This window comes from Clostridium saccharobutylicum DSM 13864 (assembly GCF_000473995.1).
Lineage (GTDB): Bacteria > Bacillota > Clostridia > Clostridiales > Clostridiaceae > Clostridium > Clostridium saccharobutylicum.
In genome coordinates this window covers 297,516-317,271 of the sequence record NC_022571.1, presented here as the reverse complement: position 1 = coordinate 317,271, position 19,756 = coordinate 297,516, and the positions used below count along the sequence as shown (strand labels likewise).

The following is a 19,756-nucleotide window of genomic DNA, read 5'->3' as shown; positions in this document are numbered from 1 at the left end:
TCCCCTTTAATTCTTATCTCCAACCAACTCAACAAAAATTTCCTGAAGATTTAACTTTTTGCGTCCAATGGTTTCTACCTCAATAGAACTATTCATTATTTCATTCAGCTTTTTCTTAAATTCATCTGGACTATTTAATTTTATTCTATAACTTAATGGACCATATTCTTGAACATCCAGTCCTTTCAGATCTGATTTTGTAGAAAAATATAAATAATCAGAACTATATTTATTCTGCAAATCTATAATAGAACCTGAATAAACACATTTTCCTTTATTAATTATGCATATATCTTCACAAATTCCTTCTATCAATGCTAGTTGATGACTTGAAACTAATATACATTTTCCATTTTTCTTCAATTTCTTTATTAAATCAATGAAAAACTGCATATTTATTGGATCTAAACCACTAAACGGCTCATCTAATATTATAATGTCAGGGTTATGCACTAGTGCTGCAATCATCTGAACTTTCTGCTGATTTCCTTTTGACAAATTTTCTAGTTTTTTTGTTTTATATTGTGCTATATCAAATTTATTCATCCAATTGTCTATAGATTCTCTTGCATCTTTTTTGTTCATTCCTTTTAATCTTGCAAGCAGTTCAAGTTGAAAGTCTATTCTTTCTTTAACAAACAATCCTCTTTCTTCAGGCAGATACCCAATTTTCTTAAAATCAAGTTTCTGTTTTAACCCATTAACTAAAAACTCACCTTTATCTTCCTTAAGCAATCCTAATAGGCAGCGGATTGATGTTGTTTTTCCTGAACCATTTCTTCCGCATATCGCTGTTAATTTTCCACTTGAAAAGGAGAAATTCACATCATTAACCGCACAAAAATCTCCATAATATTTTACTAATCCATTTACCTCTACTTTATTCAAACGCTTATCCCCCTATATTATTACATCATCATTAGAATTCTTCTATAATCATTTTTAATAACCATATAATAATAATGTATTGTCTTAACGAAATCCGCTAAAATTACAATAGCAGCAGTTACAAAAATGCCTTTTGCTAAATAACCATTTAAATGAAACATGTTCTTTATATTGTAAAATGTATAAATCCAGAACACTTCATTAAAAAACAATACAATAATTCCGTATAATGAAAGTATTCTTCTTTTACCCACCTTCATATTAATCTTATTTAAATTCTTTCTTGAAAAGAATGTGGTATATGCTAATATTACTGATTTATCCATTAGATTATCTACTTTGCATAAAGCTGATAAAATCCAGTATCCATCTAATTTAACAAATGGAATTAAATTATATATACTGATAAAAATAATACCTATGGCTATATAATATAGTAAGATTGAAACAATATTAAAGTTAGACAAAATAATTGCAATAAGCAACATAATATTGCCAATAAATAAATTTGTTAATATACCTGCCGCTCCTACAATAGCTCTTTTTTTCCTATCCTTAATACTATAAACTCCTGAAACATCACAGTAAAAACAAGGTATACAATAATATAACACTATTCCCATATTAGTTACCTTTCCTCCATACTTGATACAGGTAACAGCATGTGCAAATTCATGCAAAATAATACTTGCAAATATTGTCAGCGCTATTAAAATTATGTTTCCAACAGTGAAGTGTAATATTGGTACATCAACACTTGATGAAGGATCAAAAGTTGATATAGCATATATGTAATATCCTACTACCCCCAACAAAGCTGAAATCCAGACTGCAAACCCTCCCTTAGAGAAAAACGTGGAATATATTGGATATATAACTTTAAGTACTTTTTCTATGTTAAATTTAACAATATGAATCTTTCTAATGCTTTCAACGGGAGCCCGTTTAACGTCTTTTATTTTGTCATTTAAAAAGCCCCACTCTTCAAATTTAGCTCTTATTTTAGTTTTAAATTCTTCGGGCATTTCTTTGACATCACTTAAATTTAGCTCTACTGCAAAACCACTTTCACCCAAAACAGATAATAAATAATATGTTTCATTTTTTCCAAGACGTACATATCTATTATTCACAGTATTTCTAATGAGATATATTTGTCCTATTGGTGATTTCTCATTTTCCTGCTCAATTTGTAAATGCTTTATCTGCATAACATCACCTCCATAACATAATTATATATACCTTTAATAAACAATATCTGGATAACGCTTTAATAGTGATACTATCTTATCTGCTGCTTTTTTCAAATCATCCTTAGTACTTGTGAATGGAGGAAAAAGACTTAATCCAAGATTGTAACCTGGATTAGAGAAAATATATACTAATAATCCTCTCTTTCTGATTTTTGCCCAAACATCAAGAAGACGTTCTGCATCCAAATCTTTAGGAAATGAAATACCAATCATTAATCCCGTTCCTCTTACTGATATACTTTTATAAGACCCAAGTAACTGTTTTAAATAATTTACCATGTATTCACCTTTAGCAGCTACTTCATAGTCTTCATAATGTTCCATTAAATCAAGAACCGCATCTGCAGCTGCTATGGAGATTAAATTTCCACCTTGCGTTGAAAAATGTTCCAATGTAGCATCCTTTTCAATAAATGTTTCTACAACTCTGTTTGAAAAAGCTAATGCTCCAAGGGGAAGATATCCATTACTAATTCCTTTAGAAAGACAAATTAAATCTGGTTTAATTCCATATCTTTGAAATGCGAATGGTATTCCTGTTCTTCCAAAGCCTGTTGTAACCTCATCAACAACTAATAAAATGTCATTTGATGAACATAACTCTTGAATTCTCTTAAAGACTTTTTCAGGAATTGGAACTATTCCACCTGATCCGAAAATAGGTTCAATTATAATACCAGCCATATTTTCAGCATTTTTCTTAAAATGATTTTCAACTACCTCAATCCAAATATCTTCATCTTGTAAATCTTTAGGTAAATCAATCCACATAATATTATCTAATAATGGAAAGTAATCTTCTAATAATACCTGATCAATTCCACTGACACTCATAGCTCCATAAGTAGTTCCATGATAGGACAATGGGAAAGCTGATATTCCTTTTCTACTACTCTTTTTTATAGCCTGATACTTACGACATGTCTTAATAGCTGCTTCAATAGACTCTGAACCAGAGCATGTATATAATACCGCCCCTGTTCCTATTATTTTACAAAGTCTTACTGCATAATTATGTTGAATATCCGCTATATTGGTAACAAGATTACAAAATGGCAGCTTATTTAACTGTTTAATAATCTTTTCATTTATAGCTAGATTCGTATATCCAAAAGGCATATTCCAGATTCCACCGCAAAAATCAAGATACTTTTTTCCATCTGAATCATAAATATATTTATCCTCACCTGAGGTTATCAATCCAATATCATTACCTTCATCAAACTTTTGACTAACTCTTACCACCGGGTTTATGCTCATATTTATATCTCCTTTTTTACTTAACTTCCCTATATAAAACTCCAGCCTTTTTAAATGCATTAATTGCAAAGTCAAATATTCTTTCACTCTTTTCTATATCAATTTTTAACAACTTAGAAACTAATTCTGGAATTGATTCCGCCCTTACTCTTCTTAGTAACAACTCAACAATATATGCAAGCTCACTACTAACATTGTAATATTTGTTTGTTGCTGGTGACCATATCAAACATTTTCCGTTAATTGTTAAAAGTGAAGTGAATTTAGGCAAATATGGTGCTACTTCTCCCTTTATTTCTGATGGAATATAATTATACATATATTCATTTGAAATAATAACGTAATCAGGAATTATGTCTGTATAATTTCCATTTGTTTCTTTTAACCTAAAGTATATAAAAGGAATCATTGTATAATCTAAGACATATGATTTCTTCTTCATAATTTCACAATACATTCCATCCATGAATTCAGGTAATTCTGTACATTTGCTGCACCATGAACTCATAGAACAGTCATAACAACCTTTTTCATGAATTTTCTTTTCTCTTTTTATCATGCAATTATGTTCAATCTCAAATAAGGAGTCACTTACTTTTGAAATTGGTTCTGTCTGCATATCGCATGTACGGATATTTCCTCCACTGTCAATTTTGATTCTTGGTATCTTGGATACAGAACATTGTGAGGAAAATCCGAACCTACAACTATTTTCTAAATATCCATAAGCTAATGTAAGATCAGTTAATTTATGTGAATCTTTATATTTTTCTGCATCTTCCAACAATAATTTAAAATCTTCTTCATCAACTAATTTAAATATATATACTACTTTTTCTTTATTTTTCAATTCTTCTTTAATATGGCTTAAGTTCCTTTTACCTTCTTTATATGATATTTCATATATTTTAGTATCACTTACATATGATAATGTATTATTATATAAACTATGATCACTAACCTGAATAAAGTTGCTTAAGTTTACATTTGACTTAGAAAATGAATCCGAAACATTATTGAAACTTTTACTATCAACATTAGCAATGCCCTTTTCATCAAATAACCACTTTTCATCTCCAATATCTAGTTTCTTATCTTTTACATACACAGAAGAATTTACGCTCATGATTTCATTTATAAAATCATTATTGTTTTTATTCATAAACTCATCTGAAACTTCAAGATGATGTACATATCCATCTAGTTTGTCTCCGCCATAAATACCAATTTTGCTGTTCAGGAAACCTCTATAGAAAGGTAAATACCTTAATCTTGTATTCTCTAAAACTATTGAAGTAGTTTCAGGACTCAAGGCTTTATTATCCACCTCACCAATTGGGAAAATATCAATCGATTCTGAATGTATTATTGAAATAAATTTACTTTTCTCTTTAAGCCATGATGCCGGAAAATATATTCCTTCAATTTTCTGATCCTGAATCAAAGCCAAAAGGCTATTAACCTTATTTTCATCCAACGCAGTTTCAAATTTTAATGAATACTTACATTGAGGCATAGATCTAGACATTTTAATAACTTCATCAAAATTACTTTCATGTACTGGTAAAAGAAATTTCAAAAAAGATATATTAACGTTTTTTAATTTATCAATAACATTCTCCAAGTATTCTTTATCTTCTATAAATTGACCAATAAAAGGAATAACTTTATCTTCTGATTCAGCTAATCCAGAATATGCTTTAACTAACTCATTAATATCTTTTTTTATAGCATCAATCTGTCTTAATTCCCTGGTACTTCTTCCAATCCAAATACCATATTTGCTAATATCTCTAGTAAGTAATATACCACTAGCATATGGAGATACTGAAAAAAAATCAGAATTTGTATTATCAACCTCACCCTTTAATACTTCAATTAATTTCTTTTCAGAATTTATATTAATAATATCTTTATCTTCAACATCCATCGTATCCCCTAATATGTAAATTTCAACGTCTTCTAATTCCTTAATACATGATATTAGTACCTTCATTATTCCCTTACATTCTTCATGTACAACAAAAACTAAAATCTCATCTGATAAAGACAATATGTCATCACACATATCACTTATCGATGGAAGAGACTCGTCAACATATATCATTGAATCAATTTCATTTTCTTTTAAGTACGCTCTAATGCAAGCTGTTTCTACAGTTTGTCCAGCTTTAAAAAAACCATTTTCATCTTTTATCAATTCAATAAAACAAATATTTTTATTCATCGTATTTCCCCGCTATCTATAACTTTTTTTACATATAAAGCAATTATTTTTTCACCATTTTACAAAAGTAAGTATTCGAATTCGGAATATTATTCATTTCACATGATCCAAAATTACTTCTTTCTACAGCGCTTTTAATATCCTCAATCCCGAATATCCTATACTCTGTATAACTTAACAAAACTTTTTCTTCAGATCCTGGAATTACCCTCAAAAAGTTAACAAAAGCTCTTTCTTCCTGATGATTTACGATTCTTTGAACACAAACTAGAGATAATTTCTTTTCTTTATCAGGTAAGTCAACTACAGCCATCGGTTCAGGAGCATCATTTTCATTTTTATTAATCGGAATGTTTTCAAAATCAAAAAATAGACAACCGCCCTCGTTTAATAATTCATACATTTTATTAAAAAACTCAGCAAAGTCATCTTCTACTAATCTAATACTTGTAGCCCCAATAATAATAAGATTAAATTTTTCGTTTAATTCCAGCTTAGTCATGTCCTCTGATACTATTGTCAGATTTTTTTTTAATCTTGCATATTTCTTGCTCTTAGTTAACTGAGCTTCTAAATTTGATAACATATCATCAGATAAATCTACAGCCGTAATTTTTAAACCTAATTTTAAAAGCGGCAAAGTCAGCCTTCCACTTCCACTACATAATTCAAGAATAGGTCCCCCAAACATTAATGCTTGTTGCATAACAAAACTAACATCATTATTGTCTACAGATAACTGGTCATAAAGGTCTGCCGCTTCTTTATAGTATAGTGGATACTCATTAATTAACTCCGGACAACTATCCTTTATTTTTTTAAATATACCATAATATCTATTCATAATTACTCCTCTTTTAAATATTGTAATAGTCCATACTACTTAATATAAAATCAAGAATCATATGGACTATTATTTATTACAACAAAATATTAATTTATTATGTTGCTAAGGCAACGGCAACAGACGTTCCGCCAATAATCCAAGGTGCTGCTGCTGCTGCAAAATCTGAAAGATCACTTAATTCTTCAGCTTTTTCTAATTCTTCAAAATACATATCTTTTATTTCCTCCATCTTTTTCACCTCCTTCATAAACTATCGAGTTTATTTCTTTTAAATTTTATGTTGCTATAGCAACATAAACAACGATACCACCAGCTACACCTATTGAACCTGCAGCAACATACTCCCAAAAAAGATCTTCTTGAAGTTCTAGTTCCTCAAAAACTAATTCATCACTTTTCTCCATCTCACAGCCCTCCTTCCCTTTTAAGAAAACATTTTACCTTCTGTAAATTTCATCAATAATTCCAGTTCCATTATGTTGCTATGCCAACATAAATAATTATGCCGACAGCGTATCCTAGGCCTAATGCAGCACCTACACCTGCAGCATCTAATTCATCTGTATTTTCTAATTCTTCAAAATACAGGTCTTTTTCATACATGTCTTTTAACGCTTCCATCTTTTTCACCTCCAATTCTCAAAATATTTGTAATCAAAAAGCAGAAATTTATCCACTTGAATTACCACATACTGATATTTATTGTTTAAATGAAATTTTGTATAACAACTCTAAATCACTAAAACTTTTAAAATTAATTGTAAGCTATGTTCCATATATTTTAAAAATAGTTGTATCAAATTAACATAATCGATTTTAGCATTATCAAATAATTGATTTTTTCTTCCTTAAAAGCCCATTTCGTCGGGCGTATTATTAGCTATTACATGAATAACTTTCTGTTCTTACCAGAACTTAATTTTCTAGGAGCACCAGTGCTTTCTTCACTAAAACCCTCTAATCTTTAGGACTTATATTTTTTTAATACAGTTGTCAACAGCATGTCCTTAAATTCTTCCATCTCTGCAATTCTTTTATTTTTAAAACCTTGAAAATACATTAAAACTACATAGAATAGTTTGTACACTCTTATATTTTTAGTTTTTTATTGCTGTCTCTATTTCTAATATTGCCTTTTTATTATCTTCACTTGTATTTTTCCTTAAACTTATCATTTAAATAACCTCTAAAAATAAATCTAGATTTATTTTGTACAGACATATCAAAGCAAAATAGCGCAATACTTTACAATATAAGCTTTTTATTTTTTCAATCACATTTCCCTTTATCTCATTTATTGTAAAATAATACTTTTAAGTAACTGTTCAACTCATATTTAACTATATACTAGCATAATCTGACATTAATTGAATAGAATTTGCACCAAACGTACAAAACCTGGTATAAACAGAATTTTTTATTAATATTGTAATTATTGATGCATTAAGTAATTTTAATATAAGTACTATCATTAATTTCTAAATAACTTTTCTATTATAATTAGTTTTTGGTATTATAAACACATCTTGTATAAATTAATGATAGGTGGTGATTTTCGTGAGCGAAGGCAAAATCACTGAAATCTATAATAAAAGAATATCTAAGGCTATAGGTTTTATTAAATAATTATTCAATAAAATAAAAGAACAAAGTGCAAATATAGATCAGCTTTCTAAGGAAAATAAAGCTTTAAATGAGCGTGTAAAATCGTTAGAAAGTCAAGTCAATAAAAATAGTAATAAACCACCATTGTAGATGCTTTCAAAAAGAAAACTAAAAGTTTAAGAATTAAATCTGGTAAAACTTCAAGGGGGCAGAAAGGTCATGAAGGTAAAACTCTTCAACTTAGTGATAATCCAGATGAAAGAATAATATATACAGTATATAAATGTGATATTTGTGGAGAATCCTTACAAGATGTATCTCCAGAAAGACATACTATTCGCCAAGTTATGGATATACCAGAGATAAAAGTTAAAGTTATTGAGCATAGAGCAGAAGTAAAAAATGTTCAAAATGTAAAAGAAGAAATATCGGTAAATTTCCTAATGGAATAACTAATAGTGTTCAATATGGATATAAAGTAATAGCTGTATCAGTTTATTTAACACAATATCAGCTGACTCCATATAAAAGGGGTTCAGAATTAATTTTTGATATGTTTCGTATTAGTTTAGTCAAGAAACAATGATTAATTTTAATTAATACTGCCATGAGAACTAAAAAAACGTTGAGGGCAATATAAAAAACTCAATAATTAATTCTCAAGGTGCTGTTCATTTTGATGAAACTGCAATATCTATAGATAAAAAACGTCAATAGCTCCACCTAGCTTCCAATGATATATATACATATTATGAAGCACATCAAAAACGTGGTAAAGAAGCAGTTGACGATATAAATATTATATCTAATTTTACCGGAACAGCAGTCGGCGACTGCTGGAAGACCTATCACCAATATTCTAATTGTAATGATGCTTTATGTAGCGCTCATATTTTAAGAGAGTTAAATGGCATATCTGAGTTAGAAAATCAAAAATTGTCACATTCAATGAAAAATTTATTGCTAGAAATAAAAAAAGAATCAGATTTATCTTGGAATACAGGTAACTCTTTAACCATAGATAAAATTGAATCTTTTAAAAAAAGATATGCTAAAATACTAGCAAATGGCTTCAAAGAAGATTATATCGCAAATAGCGAGTCATACTCCAAAAAGAAATCTAAAAAAAGTACTAGTCTTAATCTGACTGATAGATTAAGTGGATATAACGATTAGATACTTACCTTTATATTAGTTAATTTTATTCCCCTATTTGTCATATCTAAAATTATACTTACTAAAAATTAAATTACTACAGCTGAATAGTTACGTTAATTATACGTTTTCCACCTTATATACTAATTAATACTTTTAATAACTTTGTATAAATTTTAATCACAGATTTCTATTTAAATATTTCAAATATGGACATACTAAAATATCAAATCATTAAAGAACTTAAACCGTACCCTGAAAAAAGACATAAAAATGATAATCCATATAGAACTAGAGATTTGCAGACTGATTCAAAACTTTCAATTTTAATTAACCAATCTAAATTATTATGTGATATTTCTTTAAAAGCTGAAGAAATTGTTACTTCAACATAAGAATTTCAACTTTTAAAAATACTTATCTTAAATCAAGTTGTAGCAGATGCTTCAAATAATTTGGTGCGTAAAGATTCAAAAAATATATTTTCAACTAGCTTACAAAATTCAACTGTCAAAAATGAAACATACAGGAAAAAGTCCAAAATCTTATACAACTAAATTCGACCCAAGTATGTGAAAAACGTTCTTTGAATTCACAGTGTCCAAAGAAAATATTCAAAGAAGTTTAATACCATAAGATTTAGTAAAAAAGCTTATAATACATCTACTCAAAGAGAAAAAATTAATGATAAATAGACGAGCAGACATAGAAATTATTCCTTGTGTTTTGGTAAGAATGTATAAAATTGATACTATACCGATTCGGTGATTATTGTACTCAAAATTATGAGCTGGATTTAAAATTGCAGCCTACAACTTCAAAAAATTATAAAAACTATTTCTTAAAGGTAGTATAGATTATTTGTTCAACCCAATTGTGTTTATATTTACTGTGATAATTAACTATTTCAAATTCTACTTTTTAGAATTTGAAATAGTGTTACCACGCTAAATCACAATATTTCATAGTTTTTGTTATTTAATCATATTATAAATAATGCATTTTTACTAAATTATTTATGTATAATATCACATGTGAACTAATGAATAACTGAATTATACAACAAGCAATTTTACAAATGTAAAAAAGAATCCGAATACACTGTATATAAATAATAAAATATTTATTAGATATTATATATGAAAATCTTGTAAGAAAACTTTTACGGAGTTTAATAATTCTGCAATCTATAAAAGTAAGAAAACATTGGATAAATGGCTTAAATATGCTAAGTGAATGGTTAATGTCTCCTCTATTAAAAAAAGTGCTAAAATTATAGAAATTAGCATAGCAACAAGTTTCTTTTTATACGATTATATCATATTTAGCATACTAATCCTTTCCATAGCAATTTAAAAAAATGAATGAATAGATTTAATGGTGCTGCAACAAAATATATCAGCAATTATATTAAGTGGTTCAAATTGCTTCAAATATTTGATACAGATAAAGAGAGAATAAAGATTAAAAACTTTATGGTTCAAATCAATGTAACACATTCATATATCAAAATAAAAGATTTAAAAAATAGAGATTCAATGTATATATATCAGGTGTGATATTCTGTAAATTATGTTATAATAAGTGCTATTCAAGACTATAATCTAATGAACAATAGTAAATTATTATGTATAATATACATCGTAATCTATATTATACAAGATAGGAGGTTAAATTAATGGATAAAAAAAATAATGATATTGAATATAAAGTTTTCTATATGTTAATAGGAATGTCGTCAGGAATGCTTTTAGGGAAAGCATTGGGGAATTTAAATATTGGTATGAGCTTAGGTATGTTAGTAGGAACAATTATTGATTTGTTAATATACTCTACTAAAAAGAAAACCAAAAAGTGATTAGTAATATTCATATATTGAGCATTATAGGTGGACAATTCCATCTATAATTTTTTAGGCTATATTTCAACATTATATTAAATAAAATGGTCCCTATGTCAAGGACATTTTGAAAAAGGCTAGGCAGCTAAAAGCTGGTCCCGATATTGAACAGGAGCCAGCTTTTTAAGTCCCCATTGGTATCTGTAATTATTATAGTAATCCATATAATTATTAATTGTTGATTCTAATTCGTAAAATGTTGTACAAATTTTTAAGTCTATTTCATCTTTCATATGTCCAAAAAATGATTCCTGCGGGGCGTTGTCCCAACAGTTTCCGCGTCTAGACATGGATTGTCCAATTTTATATTTCTTAAGAAGTTTTTGAAATCTAGGACTAGTGTAATGAACGCCTTGATCTGAATGAATAAAAACATCTTTATCAAGTAATTTTTTATGATTCCTCATCAGCTTTTTAACAGTTTCAGTAGCTATATCTAATGTAAGACTTTCTGAAAGATGATACGAGAGAATTTCATTTGTAGAAGCATCTTTAATAGTAGATAAATAGGCTCTATTAGATGCTCCATATGTTAAATAAGTTATATCAGTTAATAATACCTTACCGACCAAACCTTGTTTGAATTCCCTGTTCAAAGTATTAGGTAGAACTGTATGTTCTTTAGTAGCTTTCATCATTCTACGATAAGGGTTTGCCTTTCTAATTGGACACACAATATTATATTTTCTCATAATTCTTTGTATACACTTTCGATTTATTACTCTATTAAATTCATGTTCTAAAACCATTTTTATAGAGCGTGATCCTTTCTTGTAGCCTCTATGATTAAATGCTTTAAGAATTATATGCTTTAATTCTAAATCCTTTTCATCTTTAGAATTACGCTTATTACTTGAATTTAAATAATTATAATATCCTGATCTAGAGACTTCAGCTATTTTGCATAAATGAGAAATTATATTTTTATAACTGTATTTTGAAATTATACTCTGTATGATCTTGAATATTGATGTTGAACTTAATTTATTATTTTTCACCTGCCTTTCTTGCAGCTCGATTTTTTTAATAGTTCTGCCTCCGCTTTCCAATAAGCAATTTCAGCATCTTTTTTAGCTATTATTTCATTCACGGTTAGTTCACGTTTTAGTGGACGACCACTATTTAATTTTCGAGAATCTCTCAATCCAAGCGCTCCTGATTCATTATAAATATTACGCCATCTTTTACTTGCGCACCAAATTCTATTATTTCCAATAACATCTGTATCAAATCCTGCATCCTGAAAAATATGAATAGGTAGTTTACCTTTGCTACGCTCAGCGATAAAAAGTATTTTAAATTCATCTGTATACGTGATTGCTTTATTTGTGACGTTTTTTATATATTTATTCTTTGATAACAATTCAATTTCTTTATTAGTAAATAGTTTTTTACTCATTAGTTCACATCCTGACTGAATTTATACTTGATTTTATTGTACAAAAAAAGAACCTATAAAAATAGTCTTTTTTAAGTGTCTATTTCATAGGTTCCATTTTAAAAACATAGCCAATTTATTAAATTTTATTCAAAGATATTTTGCTAATTTTTATATTACAAGAATTTGTAATATATTTATACTTAAGTATAATTGTGCAACATATATTAGCATTTTACGTCAGCATTCAATACTATGGCTATTTAATAAGTCGATTCTTAAAATGATTAATATAATAACTATCATTAAAAATTTATAATAGAAATACTTGAAGGCATTAAATTAATGTAATATTTGTTCCTGCCGATGGAATTTCTGAGACCCAAAGTGTTAAAGTTGCTATTGTTCTATCTTAACTTATAAATATTTGAAATTAATGAAAATATATGATATTATGTACAAAAAAGATATTGCGAGGTTTATTATGGAAAATTCACAATCACAAAAATTAGGCGCTGGAATAATAATAATATCAATTATTTATATTATACTTTGTATAGCGAGTATATTTGGAACAGTAGTATTATTGACACAAAAAGCTTCACTTACTAAACAAGGCATTACACTACCACTAACAAATGCTCAAATGACCATAAGCTTAATATTACAACTACTACTGCTTATAGCAATTATTCTTATTTTATTTAAGAAATCCATAGGTGTATATTCTTATTTTTTACTTATTATTCTTGATTTAATTAATACAATTATGGATAGTGGTTTTAAATGGACAATCATTTTATCATTAATACTTCCAATATTAATGGCAATCTGCATAAATAGAAAAAGGAAACCTTTTAACTTGTAGTATAAATAAGCAAGTTATTTTTGGAATATTTATAATTTGAATTTAGTATACTTTTAATAAATCAATACCTAAATGTGTTCTTGAGAGCTTAAACTGTCAAGAATTAATTATTACATTCTAATAAGATTCTTCCTTAGTAATAGTCTTCATCTCTTGCAAGATAGTGTCTGCGTTGAATACCATTAATTTTACCGTTTCTACTTTCCATGACTACATTGGTATGCTTGCAATAGTAATAATTATTATTTCTTGTCTCCAGTTTTCAATGATAATTAAAGCATAGTTCTACCTCAGGTATATTTAAAATGATTCCTATGTCAAGGACATTTTGAAAAAGACTAGGTAGCTAAAAGCTGGTCCCGATATTGAACAGGGACCGGCTTTTTAATTTCCCATTGATACCTGTAATAATTATTATAGTAATCCATATAATTATTAATTGTTGATTCTAATTCATAAAATGTTGTACAAATTTTTAAGTCTATTTAATCTTTCATATGTCCAAAAATGATTCCTGCGGTGCGTTGTCCCAACAGTTTCCACGTCTAGACATGGATTGCCCAATTTTATATTTCTTAAGAAGTTTTTGAAATCTATGACTAGCATAATGAACACCTTGATCTGAATGAATAAAAACGTCTTTATCAAGTAATTTTTTATGATTCCTCATCAGCTTTTTAACAGTTTCAGTAGCTATATCTAATGTAAGACTTTCTGAAAGATGATACGAGAGAATTTCATTTGTAGAAGCATCTTTAATCGTAGATAAATAGGCTCTATTAGTTGCTCCATATGTTAAATAAGTTATATCAGTTAATAATACCTTACCGACCAAACCTTGTTTGAATTCTCTGTTCAAAGTATTAGGTAGAACTGTATGTTCTTTAATAGCTTTCATCATTCTACGATAAGGGTTTGCCTTTCTAATTGGACACACAATATTATATTTTCTCATAATTCTTTGTATACACTTGCGATTTATTACTCTATTAAATTCATGTTCTAGAACCATTTTTATAGAGAGTGATCCTTTCTTGTAGCCTCTATGATTATATGCTTTAAAAATTATATGCTTTAATTCTAAATCCTTTTCATCTTTAGAATTATGCTTATTACTTGAATTTAAATAATTATAATATCCTGATCTAGAGACTTTAGCTATTTTGCATAAATGAGAAATTATATTTTTATAACTGTATTTTGAAATTATACTCTGTATGATCTTGAATATTGATGTTGAACTTAATTTATTATTTTTCACCTGCCTTTCTTGCAGCTCGATTTTTTTTAATAGTTCTGCCTCCGCTTTCCAATAAGCAATTTCAGCATCTTTTTTAACTATTATTTCATTCACGGTTAGTTCACGTTTTAGTGAACTAACACTATTTAATTTTCGAGAATCTCTCAATCCAGGCTCTCCTGATTCATTATAAACATTGCGCCATCTTTTACTTGCGCACCAAATTCTATTATTTCCAAATAACATCTGTATCAAATCCTGCATCCTGAAAAATATAAATAGGTAGTTTACCTTTGCTACGCTCAGCGATAAAAAGTATTTTAAATTCATCTGTATACGTGATTGCTTTATTTGTGACGTTTTATATATATTTATTCTTTGATAACAATTCAATTTCTTCATTAGTAAATAGTTTTTTACTCATTAGTTCACATCCTGACTGAATTTATACTTGATTTTATTGTACAAAAAAAGAACCTATAAAAATAGTCTTTTTTAAGTGTCTATTTCATAGGTTCCATTTTATAAAATGTCTAGCCTTGTATGACTTATTATTAATATTTCTATAATGCTATTCATTATTATATAGCATTACCAACTTTTTAAGTTTTAATCAAACTTTGTTATAAATCTACAAAAATCCTTCTTACAATTAATTTTATTATTCTACAGTAACAGATTTAGCTAAGTTTCTTGGCTTATCAATATCGCAGCCTTTAGCTTTAGCTACATAGTATGAGAATAATTGAAGCACTGCAACTCCAAGTACTGGTGCAAATATATCTATAGTTCTTGGGATATATATAACATTATCTAAAACTTCTTCTAATCCCTTAGTTCCTTCATAACAAACGCCAATAACTTCTGCACCTCTAGCTTTAATTTCAACAATATTACTTACCATTTTTTCTCTTAAAGCTTCTTGAGTTAATAAAGTTACAACTTTTGTTCCTTCTTCAATTAATGCTATAGGACCATGTTTTAATTCTCCACCAGCATATGCTTCAGCATGGATGTATGATATTTCTTTTAATTTAAGTGAACCTTCTAATGCTAATGCATAATCTAATCCTCTACCTAAATAGAACATATCATTTTCATCATATACTTTTTCAGCTATAGCTTTTATTAATTCTTTATCTTCTAAAACTAGCTCTACCTTTTCTGGTAAATCTAATAATTCTTCTTTTAATTTATCTAATCTATCGCTCTTTAATTTACCTAATAATTCAGCAAATTTCATAGCTATCATATACATTCCAATAATTTGAGTTGTATATGCTTTAGTTGAAGCAACCGAAATTTCTGGACCAGCAAGTGTATATAATACATGATCTGCTTCTCTTGAAACTGAACTTCCTACTACATTAGTTAATGCAATAACTGTAGCTCCTATATTTTTAGAATTTCTAAGTGCTGCTAAAGTATCAGCTGTTTCTCCTGATTGACTTACAACTATAACTAAAGATTTTTCTGTAACTAATGGATTTCTATATCTGAATTCTGATGCAATATCAACTTCAACTGGGATTTTTGCAAGAGATTCAATTAAGTTTTTACCTACAAGTCCAGCATGATAAGCTGTACCACAAGCTACTATAAATACTCTGTCGGTATTTTCTAAATCTTCCTTTGTTATTTTTAAATCATCTAATACAATGTCATGATCCATTGAAATTCTTCCAGCCATAGTATCTCTTATAGCTCTTGGTTGTTCATGAATTTCTTTTAACATGAAATCTTCAAATCCACCTTTTTCAGCTGCATCTTCACTCCATGTTACATGGTATATTTCTTTTTGAACTTCTTTTCCATCTTCACTATAAAGCTTAACTCCATCTTTTGAAAGTACAGCAATTTCATGATCCTCTAAAAGATATACATCTCTTGTATAGCTTAATACTGCTGGAATATCAGATGCTATAAATGACTCATCCTTTCCAAGTCCAACTATTAATGGACATTCTTTTCTAACAGCTATTAATTTATCCGGTTCATCTTTGCAAACCACTCCTAAAGCATAGCTTCCTTCAAGTCTTTTAAGTGCTTTCTTAACAGCTTCAAATAAATCTCCCTTATAATAGTAATCAATTAAATTTGGAATAACTTCTGTATCAGTTTCTGATTTGAAAGTATATCCTTCTCCTTTTAACCATGTTCTAAGAGTTAAATAATTTTCTATTATACCATTTTGAACTACAGCAATTGTTTCTTTGCTGTTTAAATGTGGATGTGAATTTACATCTGATGGAGCTCCATGAGTTGCCCATCTAGTATGACCAATTCCGATATTTCCTTCAACAGGATTTTCATTTATATTATTAGCTAAATTAGCTAAACGTCCCTTAAATTTTCTAACTTCTATATTTCCTTCATTAAGAACAGCAACTCCGGCTGAATCATAGCCTCTATATTCTAATTTTGATAATCCATTAATTAAAAATGATGTTGCTCTTCCACTTCCTAAATATCCTACTATTCCGCACATATTATATCTTCCTTCCTTTTCTTTACATAATAAATTAAAATCTAATTTTTATCTAAGTTTAAATCTCTGTGCTAGCTAAATCTAAAAAAGAGCATAATTATCCTAGCACCCCTTAAAGCTTTAAACTTTAGAAGGCTTTAACACCTAACTGGATTTGTACTTTAAATCACTTTAAAGTTTTGCCAGTCGTTAACGGTAGTGCTTTCAGTATCTTAACAAAAATGATTGCATAAAGATACCTTTTACCGTGGGGCACCCGCCGAAGTTTCGATAACTCCCCAACCTCGTCAACTTAAGTGAGATTCCAAATCTATGATTTGGCTAATCGAACTTACTCAGTGAACGTATGTGAATTGAATTTCCTTAATAAGAAATCCACTTAGATTTAATCAATAAACTAATTATAAGATAGTTAATTTTCATCTCATCTATAATTTATCAAATTAAATTTCACTTATAAAAATACAACCACTAAGTTTTATTTAACAATTTAAATTTATAATTTAAATTACCACTTAAGTTCTGGCGCTTTTAGTTCTTTCATCTAAAATTTATATTCTTTATACTACCACACCTTTCCATATGGATTTCACACCCTTGCGTATATTTTATCATATAAAAAAATTTTGTCTATAATATATAATATTACTTTTCACTTAAATTTGTACATTTTTTTATTTAATTCACATAAAAAAATAAAAGAAAATTGAGAATCTAAAATGAAAATTTGATATCTTACTTTCATTTTATACTCCCAATTTTCAATATTTAAAAAGCATTCTATATTTTTACTTTAAATCATCTATATCTAATTTATTGATTGCTACTACCAGCAACTAACCATGGTTCTTGAATTTTATCTTTTAATATATTGTAGTTATTAATAAGAGTTCTTAAATTTGTATCAAGATCTTGAGCTTTTAACACAGTGTTATCATAATCTGATTTTGTTGTTAATCCTAAATCATATTGTAATTTTGCAAATTCAAGCTGTTTATTAGTTAACTTAATATTTTCTTGTACTTGGGCAATTTGATTTTCTAAATCAAGCACTTGTGAATATAATCCTTTTATTGCGTTTGTTAAAGTCTTCTTTGATTCATCTATCGTAACTCTACTGCTATCAACGCTATATTTTAAATCTAAGTAACCGCTATAATTGCTTAAATCAGACTCATAAGTACTCTCTGCACTTTTCCACTGAGATTCTGCGGAAATATTATTAATGACTTCTCCACTAGTAGTAGTTCCATCAGCATTTTTAATTTTAACAGCAGCTGTTGTTGTTATATCTGAATAGCTACTTTTATTAGGTTCTTTGAAATCATGTATTTGATCATCAACATCTGCATCATAATCACTAGCAGATTTTACATTTCCAACATTATCTTTAGCAAGATTAAACATCTTTTCATTGTATTTAAAATATTCATCTAATTTATCTGAAACATATTTATCAATAGTTCCATCTATTCTAAATGTCTTATAATCTAAACTATGATCAAAAGTATAATTATCTAAATTCAAATTTGTTAATACTTGAAAATAATCTTTTTTGTCTTTTAAAGTATTTTCCTTAGCTGTTACAGTATCTTTCAAAGTCTGAATTTGAAGTTGTGTTGATGTTACATCTGTATCTATTGTTAACCCCAATTGATTCTTTAATTTTAAATTATTCAATTTAGTAGTTTGTATTTCTATGTTCTTTTTTGCTTTATCTATTGCTACTTCAGTTGAAACAATGTCATTATATTGACTTGTAATATCATTTTTAATTTGATCTTTCATAAAATTTTGTTCTTGTTCTGTTTGATCTGCTGTTATATTAAGCTTATCATAAGGAAAGTCTATAACTTTCTTTGCATCATGATCAAGGTCCCCAGCAACATCCTTTTTTGCATCATTAATTTTTCTTTGAACTTTAATTTCATCTCTATATTTTTGTATTTCCTTAGTCTTTAATTTTAACTTATCACTATTTGCTATTGCTGCATCTACAGCTTGTTGTACAGTAAGTATATTCTTTTGTACACTTTGTGAGCTTGTGCTTACTGATGCTGTAGCTTGTCCTGTTTCACTTGCAAATACTGGTAGAGAATTTGCACTCATTACACTTATTCCAATAGCTATTGCTATTATCTTATTTATGTTCTTTCTCATTTTATTTCACCTCTTCGTAAATTTTGACTTACTTATGAAAATATATAATCTATTTAAAATCTATAAACTACTTTATTTAATTAAACTTTATATAATGTAATGTTATTTAATATTTGACTTTTTAATAATTTACACACATAACTCTAAACTAAAGTTTATCATATATATATTAACTAATTATAAACTAAATTGTTGTAAATTATCTAAAATATTAATTAAATTATAATACCCCAATATATTTCCAACAACAATTTCAACTAATTAATATTAATAATAATCAAAATATATTTTATTTTCCTTAAATGAAACTTAATTCTAAATTATATTTTGAAATATATTCAATATGTAAGAATTAATTTCCCAAATTATTAATATCATAGGATACTATTTCATAATATTGATTATATTTTTATAACTATTATAAGTCAATAACCTTTTATGTTGTTTTCAAATTAGGCATATGAAAGAAAATAACAATTCCAAAATG

15 protein-coding genes and 2 pseudogenes are annotated in these 19,756 nt (G+C 27.8%); 5 read left to right on the top strand and 12 right to left on the bottom strand.

The window, feature by feature from the left end:
- Window positions 1-6: 6 nt before the first annotated feature.
- The 8 genes from CLSA_RS01495 to CLSA_RS23020 all read right to left on the bottom strand — a co-directional run bounded on the left by CLSA_RS01495 (window position 7) and on the right by CLSA_RS23020 (window position 7,096).
- The gene (locus tag CLSA_RS01495; protein WP_022743645.1) at window positions 7-888 is read right to left on the bottom strand and encodes an ABC transporter ATP-binding protein; all 882 of its coding nucleotides are present in this window, start codon (window positions 886-888) and stop codon (window positions 7-9) included.
- Between the two features lie 20 nt (window positions 889-908).
- A complete protein-coding gene (locus CLSA_RS01490) occupies window positions 909-2,099 on the bottom strand; it encodes a site-2 protease family protein (protein ID WP_022743644.1) in 1,191 nt (396 codons plus the stop codon).
- A 33-nt stretch (window positions 2,100-2,132) separates the two neighbouring features.
- Window positions 2,133-3,401 (bottom strand): class-III pyridoxal-phosphate-dependent aminotransferase, encoded by a 1,269-nt coding sequence (locus tag CLSA_RS01485; protein WP_041716007.1) that lies wholly within the window; start codon window positions 3,399-3,401, stop codon window positions 2,133-2,135.
- Between the two features lie 16 nt (window positions 3,402-3,417).
- Window positions 3,418-5,628 carry a hypothetical protein gene (locus CLSA_RS01480; protein WP_022743642.1) on the bottom strand — a complete coding sequence of 737 codons (2,211 nt, stop codon included), beginning with the start codon at window positions 5,626-5,628 and terminating at the stop codon, window positions 3,418-3,420.
- Between the two features lie 43 nt (window positions 5,629-5,671).
- Window positions 5,672-6,472: a methyltransferase domain-containing protein gene (locus tag CLSA_RS01475; protein ID WP_022743641.1), complete on the bottom strand. Its 801-nt coding sequence runs from the start codon at window positions 6,470-6,472 to the stop codon at window positions 5,672-5,674.
- 97 nt (window positions 6,473-6,569) lie between these two features.
- Window positions 6,570-6,704 (bottom strand): hypothetical protein, encoded by a 135-nt coding sequence (locus CLSA_RS24170; protein ID WP_022743640.1) that lies wholly within the window; start codon window positions 6,702-6,704, stop codon window positions 6,570-6,572.
- 46 nt (window positions 6,705-6,750) lie between these two features.
- On the bottom strand, window positions 6,751-6,879 hold the full coding sequence (locus tag CLSA_RS24165) for a hypothetical protein (RefSeq protein ID WP_022743639.1): 129 nt from the start codon (window positions 6,877-6,879) through the stop codon (window positions 6,751-6,753).
- Between the two features lie 70 nt (window positions 6,880-6,949).
- Window positions 6,950-7,096: a hypothetical protein gene (locus CLSA_RS23020; RefSeq protein ID WP_022743638.1), complete on the bottom strand. Its 147-nt coding sequence runs from the start codon at window positions 7,094-7,096 to the stop codon at window positions 6,950-6,952.
- A gap of 1,722 nt (window positions 7,097-8,818) precedes the next feature.
- Here CLSA_RS23020 and CLSA_RS23680 point away from each other — a divergent pair.
- From CLSA_RS23680 to CLSA_RS01460, 4 genes and pseudogenes are all read left to right on the top strand, one after another.
- Window positions 8,819-9,256, top strand: a complete 438-nt coding sequence (locus CLSA_RS23680; RefSeq protein ID WP_236903341.1) for an IS66 family transposase — start codon at window positions 8,819-8,821, stop codon at window positions 9,254-9,256.
- Window positions 9,257-9,444: 188 nt separating this feature from the next.
- The gene (locus CLSA_RS22740) at window positions 9,445-9,630 is read left to right on the top strand and encodes a hypothetical protein (protein ID WP_022743635.1); all 186 of its coding nucleotides are present in this window, start codon (window positions 9,445-9,447) and stop codon (window positions 9,628-9,630) included.
- Window positions 9,631-10,378: 748 nt separating this feature from the next.
- Window positions 10,379-10,794: pseudogene (locus tag CLSA_RS22320) on the top strand (hypothetical protein); the annotation flags it as partial.
- Between the two features lie 119 nt (window positions 10,795-10,913).
- The gene (locus CLSA_RS01460; RefSeq protein ID WP_022743633.1) at window positions 10,914-11,093 is read left to right on the top strand and encodes a hypothetical protein; all 180 of its coding nucleotides are present in this window, start codon (window positions 10,914-10,916) and stop codon (window positions 11,091-11,093) included.
- A gap of 119 nt (window positions 11,094-11,212) precedes the next feature.
- On the opposite strand, the gene CLSA_RS01455 is transcribed toward CLSA_RS01460, so the two are convergent.
- Window positions 11,213-12,534 (bottom strand): IS3 family transposase gene (locus tag CLSA_RS01455; protein ID WP_418235954.1). Its coding sequence is split into 2 segments (ribosomal slippage): window positions 11,213-12,153 and window positions 12,153-12,534, totalling 1,323 coding nucleotides; the frame shifts between segments, so codons are not numbered across the junction.
- Between the two features lie 463 nt (window positions 12,535-12,997).
- On the opposite strand from CLSA_RS01455, the gene CLSA_RS01445 reads away from it, so the two are divergent.
- Window positions 12,998-13,381, top strand: a complete 384-nt coding sequence (locus CLSA_RS01445; RefSeq protein WP_041716005.1) for a hypothetical protein — start codon at window positions 12,998-13,000, stop codon at window positions 13,379-13,381.
- A 338-nt stretch (window positions 13,382-13,719) separates the two neighbouring features.
- On the opposite strand, the pseudogene CLSA_RS01440 reads toward CLSA_RS01445, so the two are convergent.
- The 3 genes and pseudogenes from CLSA_RS01440 to CLSA_RS01430 all read right to left on the bottom strand — a co-directional run bounded on the left by CLSA_RS01440 (window position 13,720) and on the right by CLSA_RS01430 (window position 19,269).
- Window positions 13,720-15,045, bottom strand: a pseudogene (locus tag CLSA_RS01440) (IS3 family transposase).
- Window positions 15,046-15,282: 237 nt separating this feature from the next.
- The gene (gene glmS, locus CLSA_RS01435) at window positions 15,283-17,109 is read right to left on the bottom strand and encodes a glutamine--fructose-6-phosphate transaminase (isomerizing) (protein ID WP_022743628.1); all 1,827 of its coding nucleotides are present in this window, start codon (window positions 17,107-17,109) and stop codon (window positions 15,283-15,285) included.
- A gap of 813 nt (window positions 17,110-17,922) precedes the next feature.
- Window positions 17,923-19,269, bottom strand: a complete 1,347-nt coding sequence (locus CLSA_RS01430) for a TolC family protein (RefSeq protein WP_022743627.1) — start codon at window positions 19,267-19,269, stop codon at window positions 17,923-17,925.
- Window positions 19,270-19,756: the final 487 nt, after the last annotated feature.

Bases quoted from the DNA above. Each gene is read 5' to 3' on its own strand.
- CLSA_RS01490 (WP_022743644.1), bottom strand. From the start codon at position 2,099: ATGCAGATAAAGCATTTACAAATTGAGCAGGAAAATGAGAAATCACCA.
- CLSA_RS01485 (WP_041716007.1), bottom strand. From the start codon at position 3,401: ATGAGCATAAACCCGGTGGTAAGAGTTAGTCAAAAGTTTGATGAAGGT.
- CLSA_RS01480 (WP_022743642.1), bottom strand. From the start codon at position 5,628: ATGAATAAAAATATTTGTTTTATTGAATTGATAAAAGATGAAAATGGT.
- CLSA_RS01475 (WP_022743641.1), bottom strand. From the start codon at position 6,472: ATGAATAGATATTATGGTATATTTAAAAAAATAAAGGATAGTTGTCCG.
- CLSA_RS24170 (WP_022743640.1), bottom strand. From the start codon at position 6,704: ATGGAGGAAATAAAAGATATGTATTTTGAAGAATTAGAAAAAGCTGAA.
- CLSA_RS24165 (WP_022743639.1), bottom strand. From the start codon at position 6,879: ATGGAGAAAAGTGATGAATTAGTTTTTGAGGAACTAGAACTTCAAGAA.
- CLSA_RS23020 (WP_022743638.1), bottom strand. From the start codon at position 7,096: ATGGAAGCGTTAAAAGACATGTATGAAAAAGACCTGTATTTTGAAGAA.
- CLSA_RS22740 (WP_022743635.1), top strand. From the start codon at position 9,445: ATGGACATACTAAAATATCAAATCATTAAAGAACTTAAACCGTACCCT.
- CLSA_RS01460 (WP_022743633.1), top strand. From the start codon at position 10,914: ATGGATAAAAAAAATAATGATATTGAATATAAAGTTTTCTATATGTTA.
- CLSA_RS01445 (WP_041716005.1), top strand. From the start codon at position 12,998: ATGGAAAATTCACAATCACAAAAATTAGGCGCTGGAATAATAATAATA.
- glmS (WP_022743628.1), bottom strand. From the start codon at position 17,109: ATGTGCGGAATAGTAGGATATTTAGGAAGTGGAAGAGCAACATCATTT.
- CLSA_RS01430 (WP_022743627.1), bottom strand. From the start codon at position 19,269: ATGAGAAAGAACATAAATAAGATAATAGCAATAGCTATTGGAATAAGT.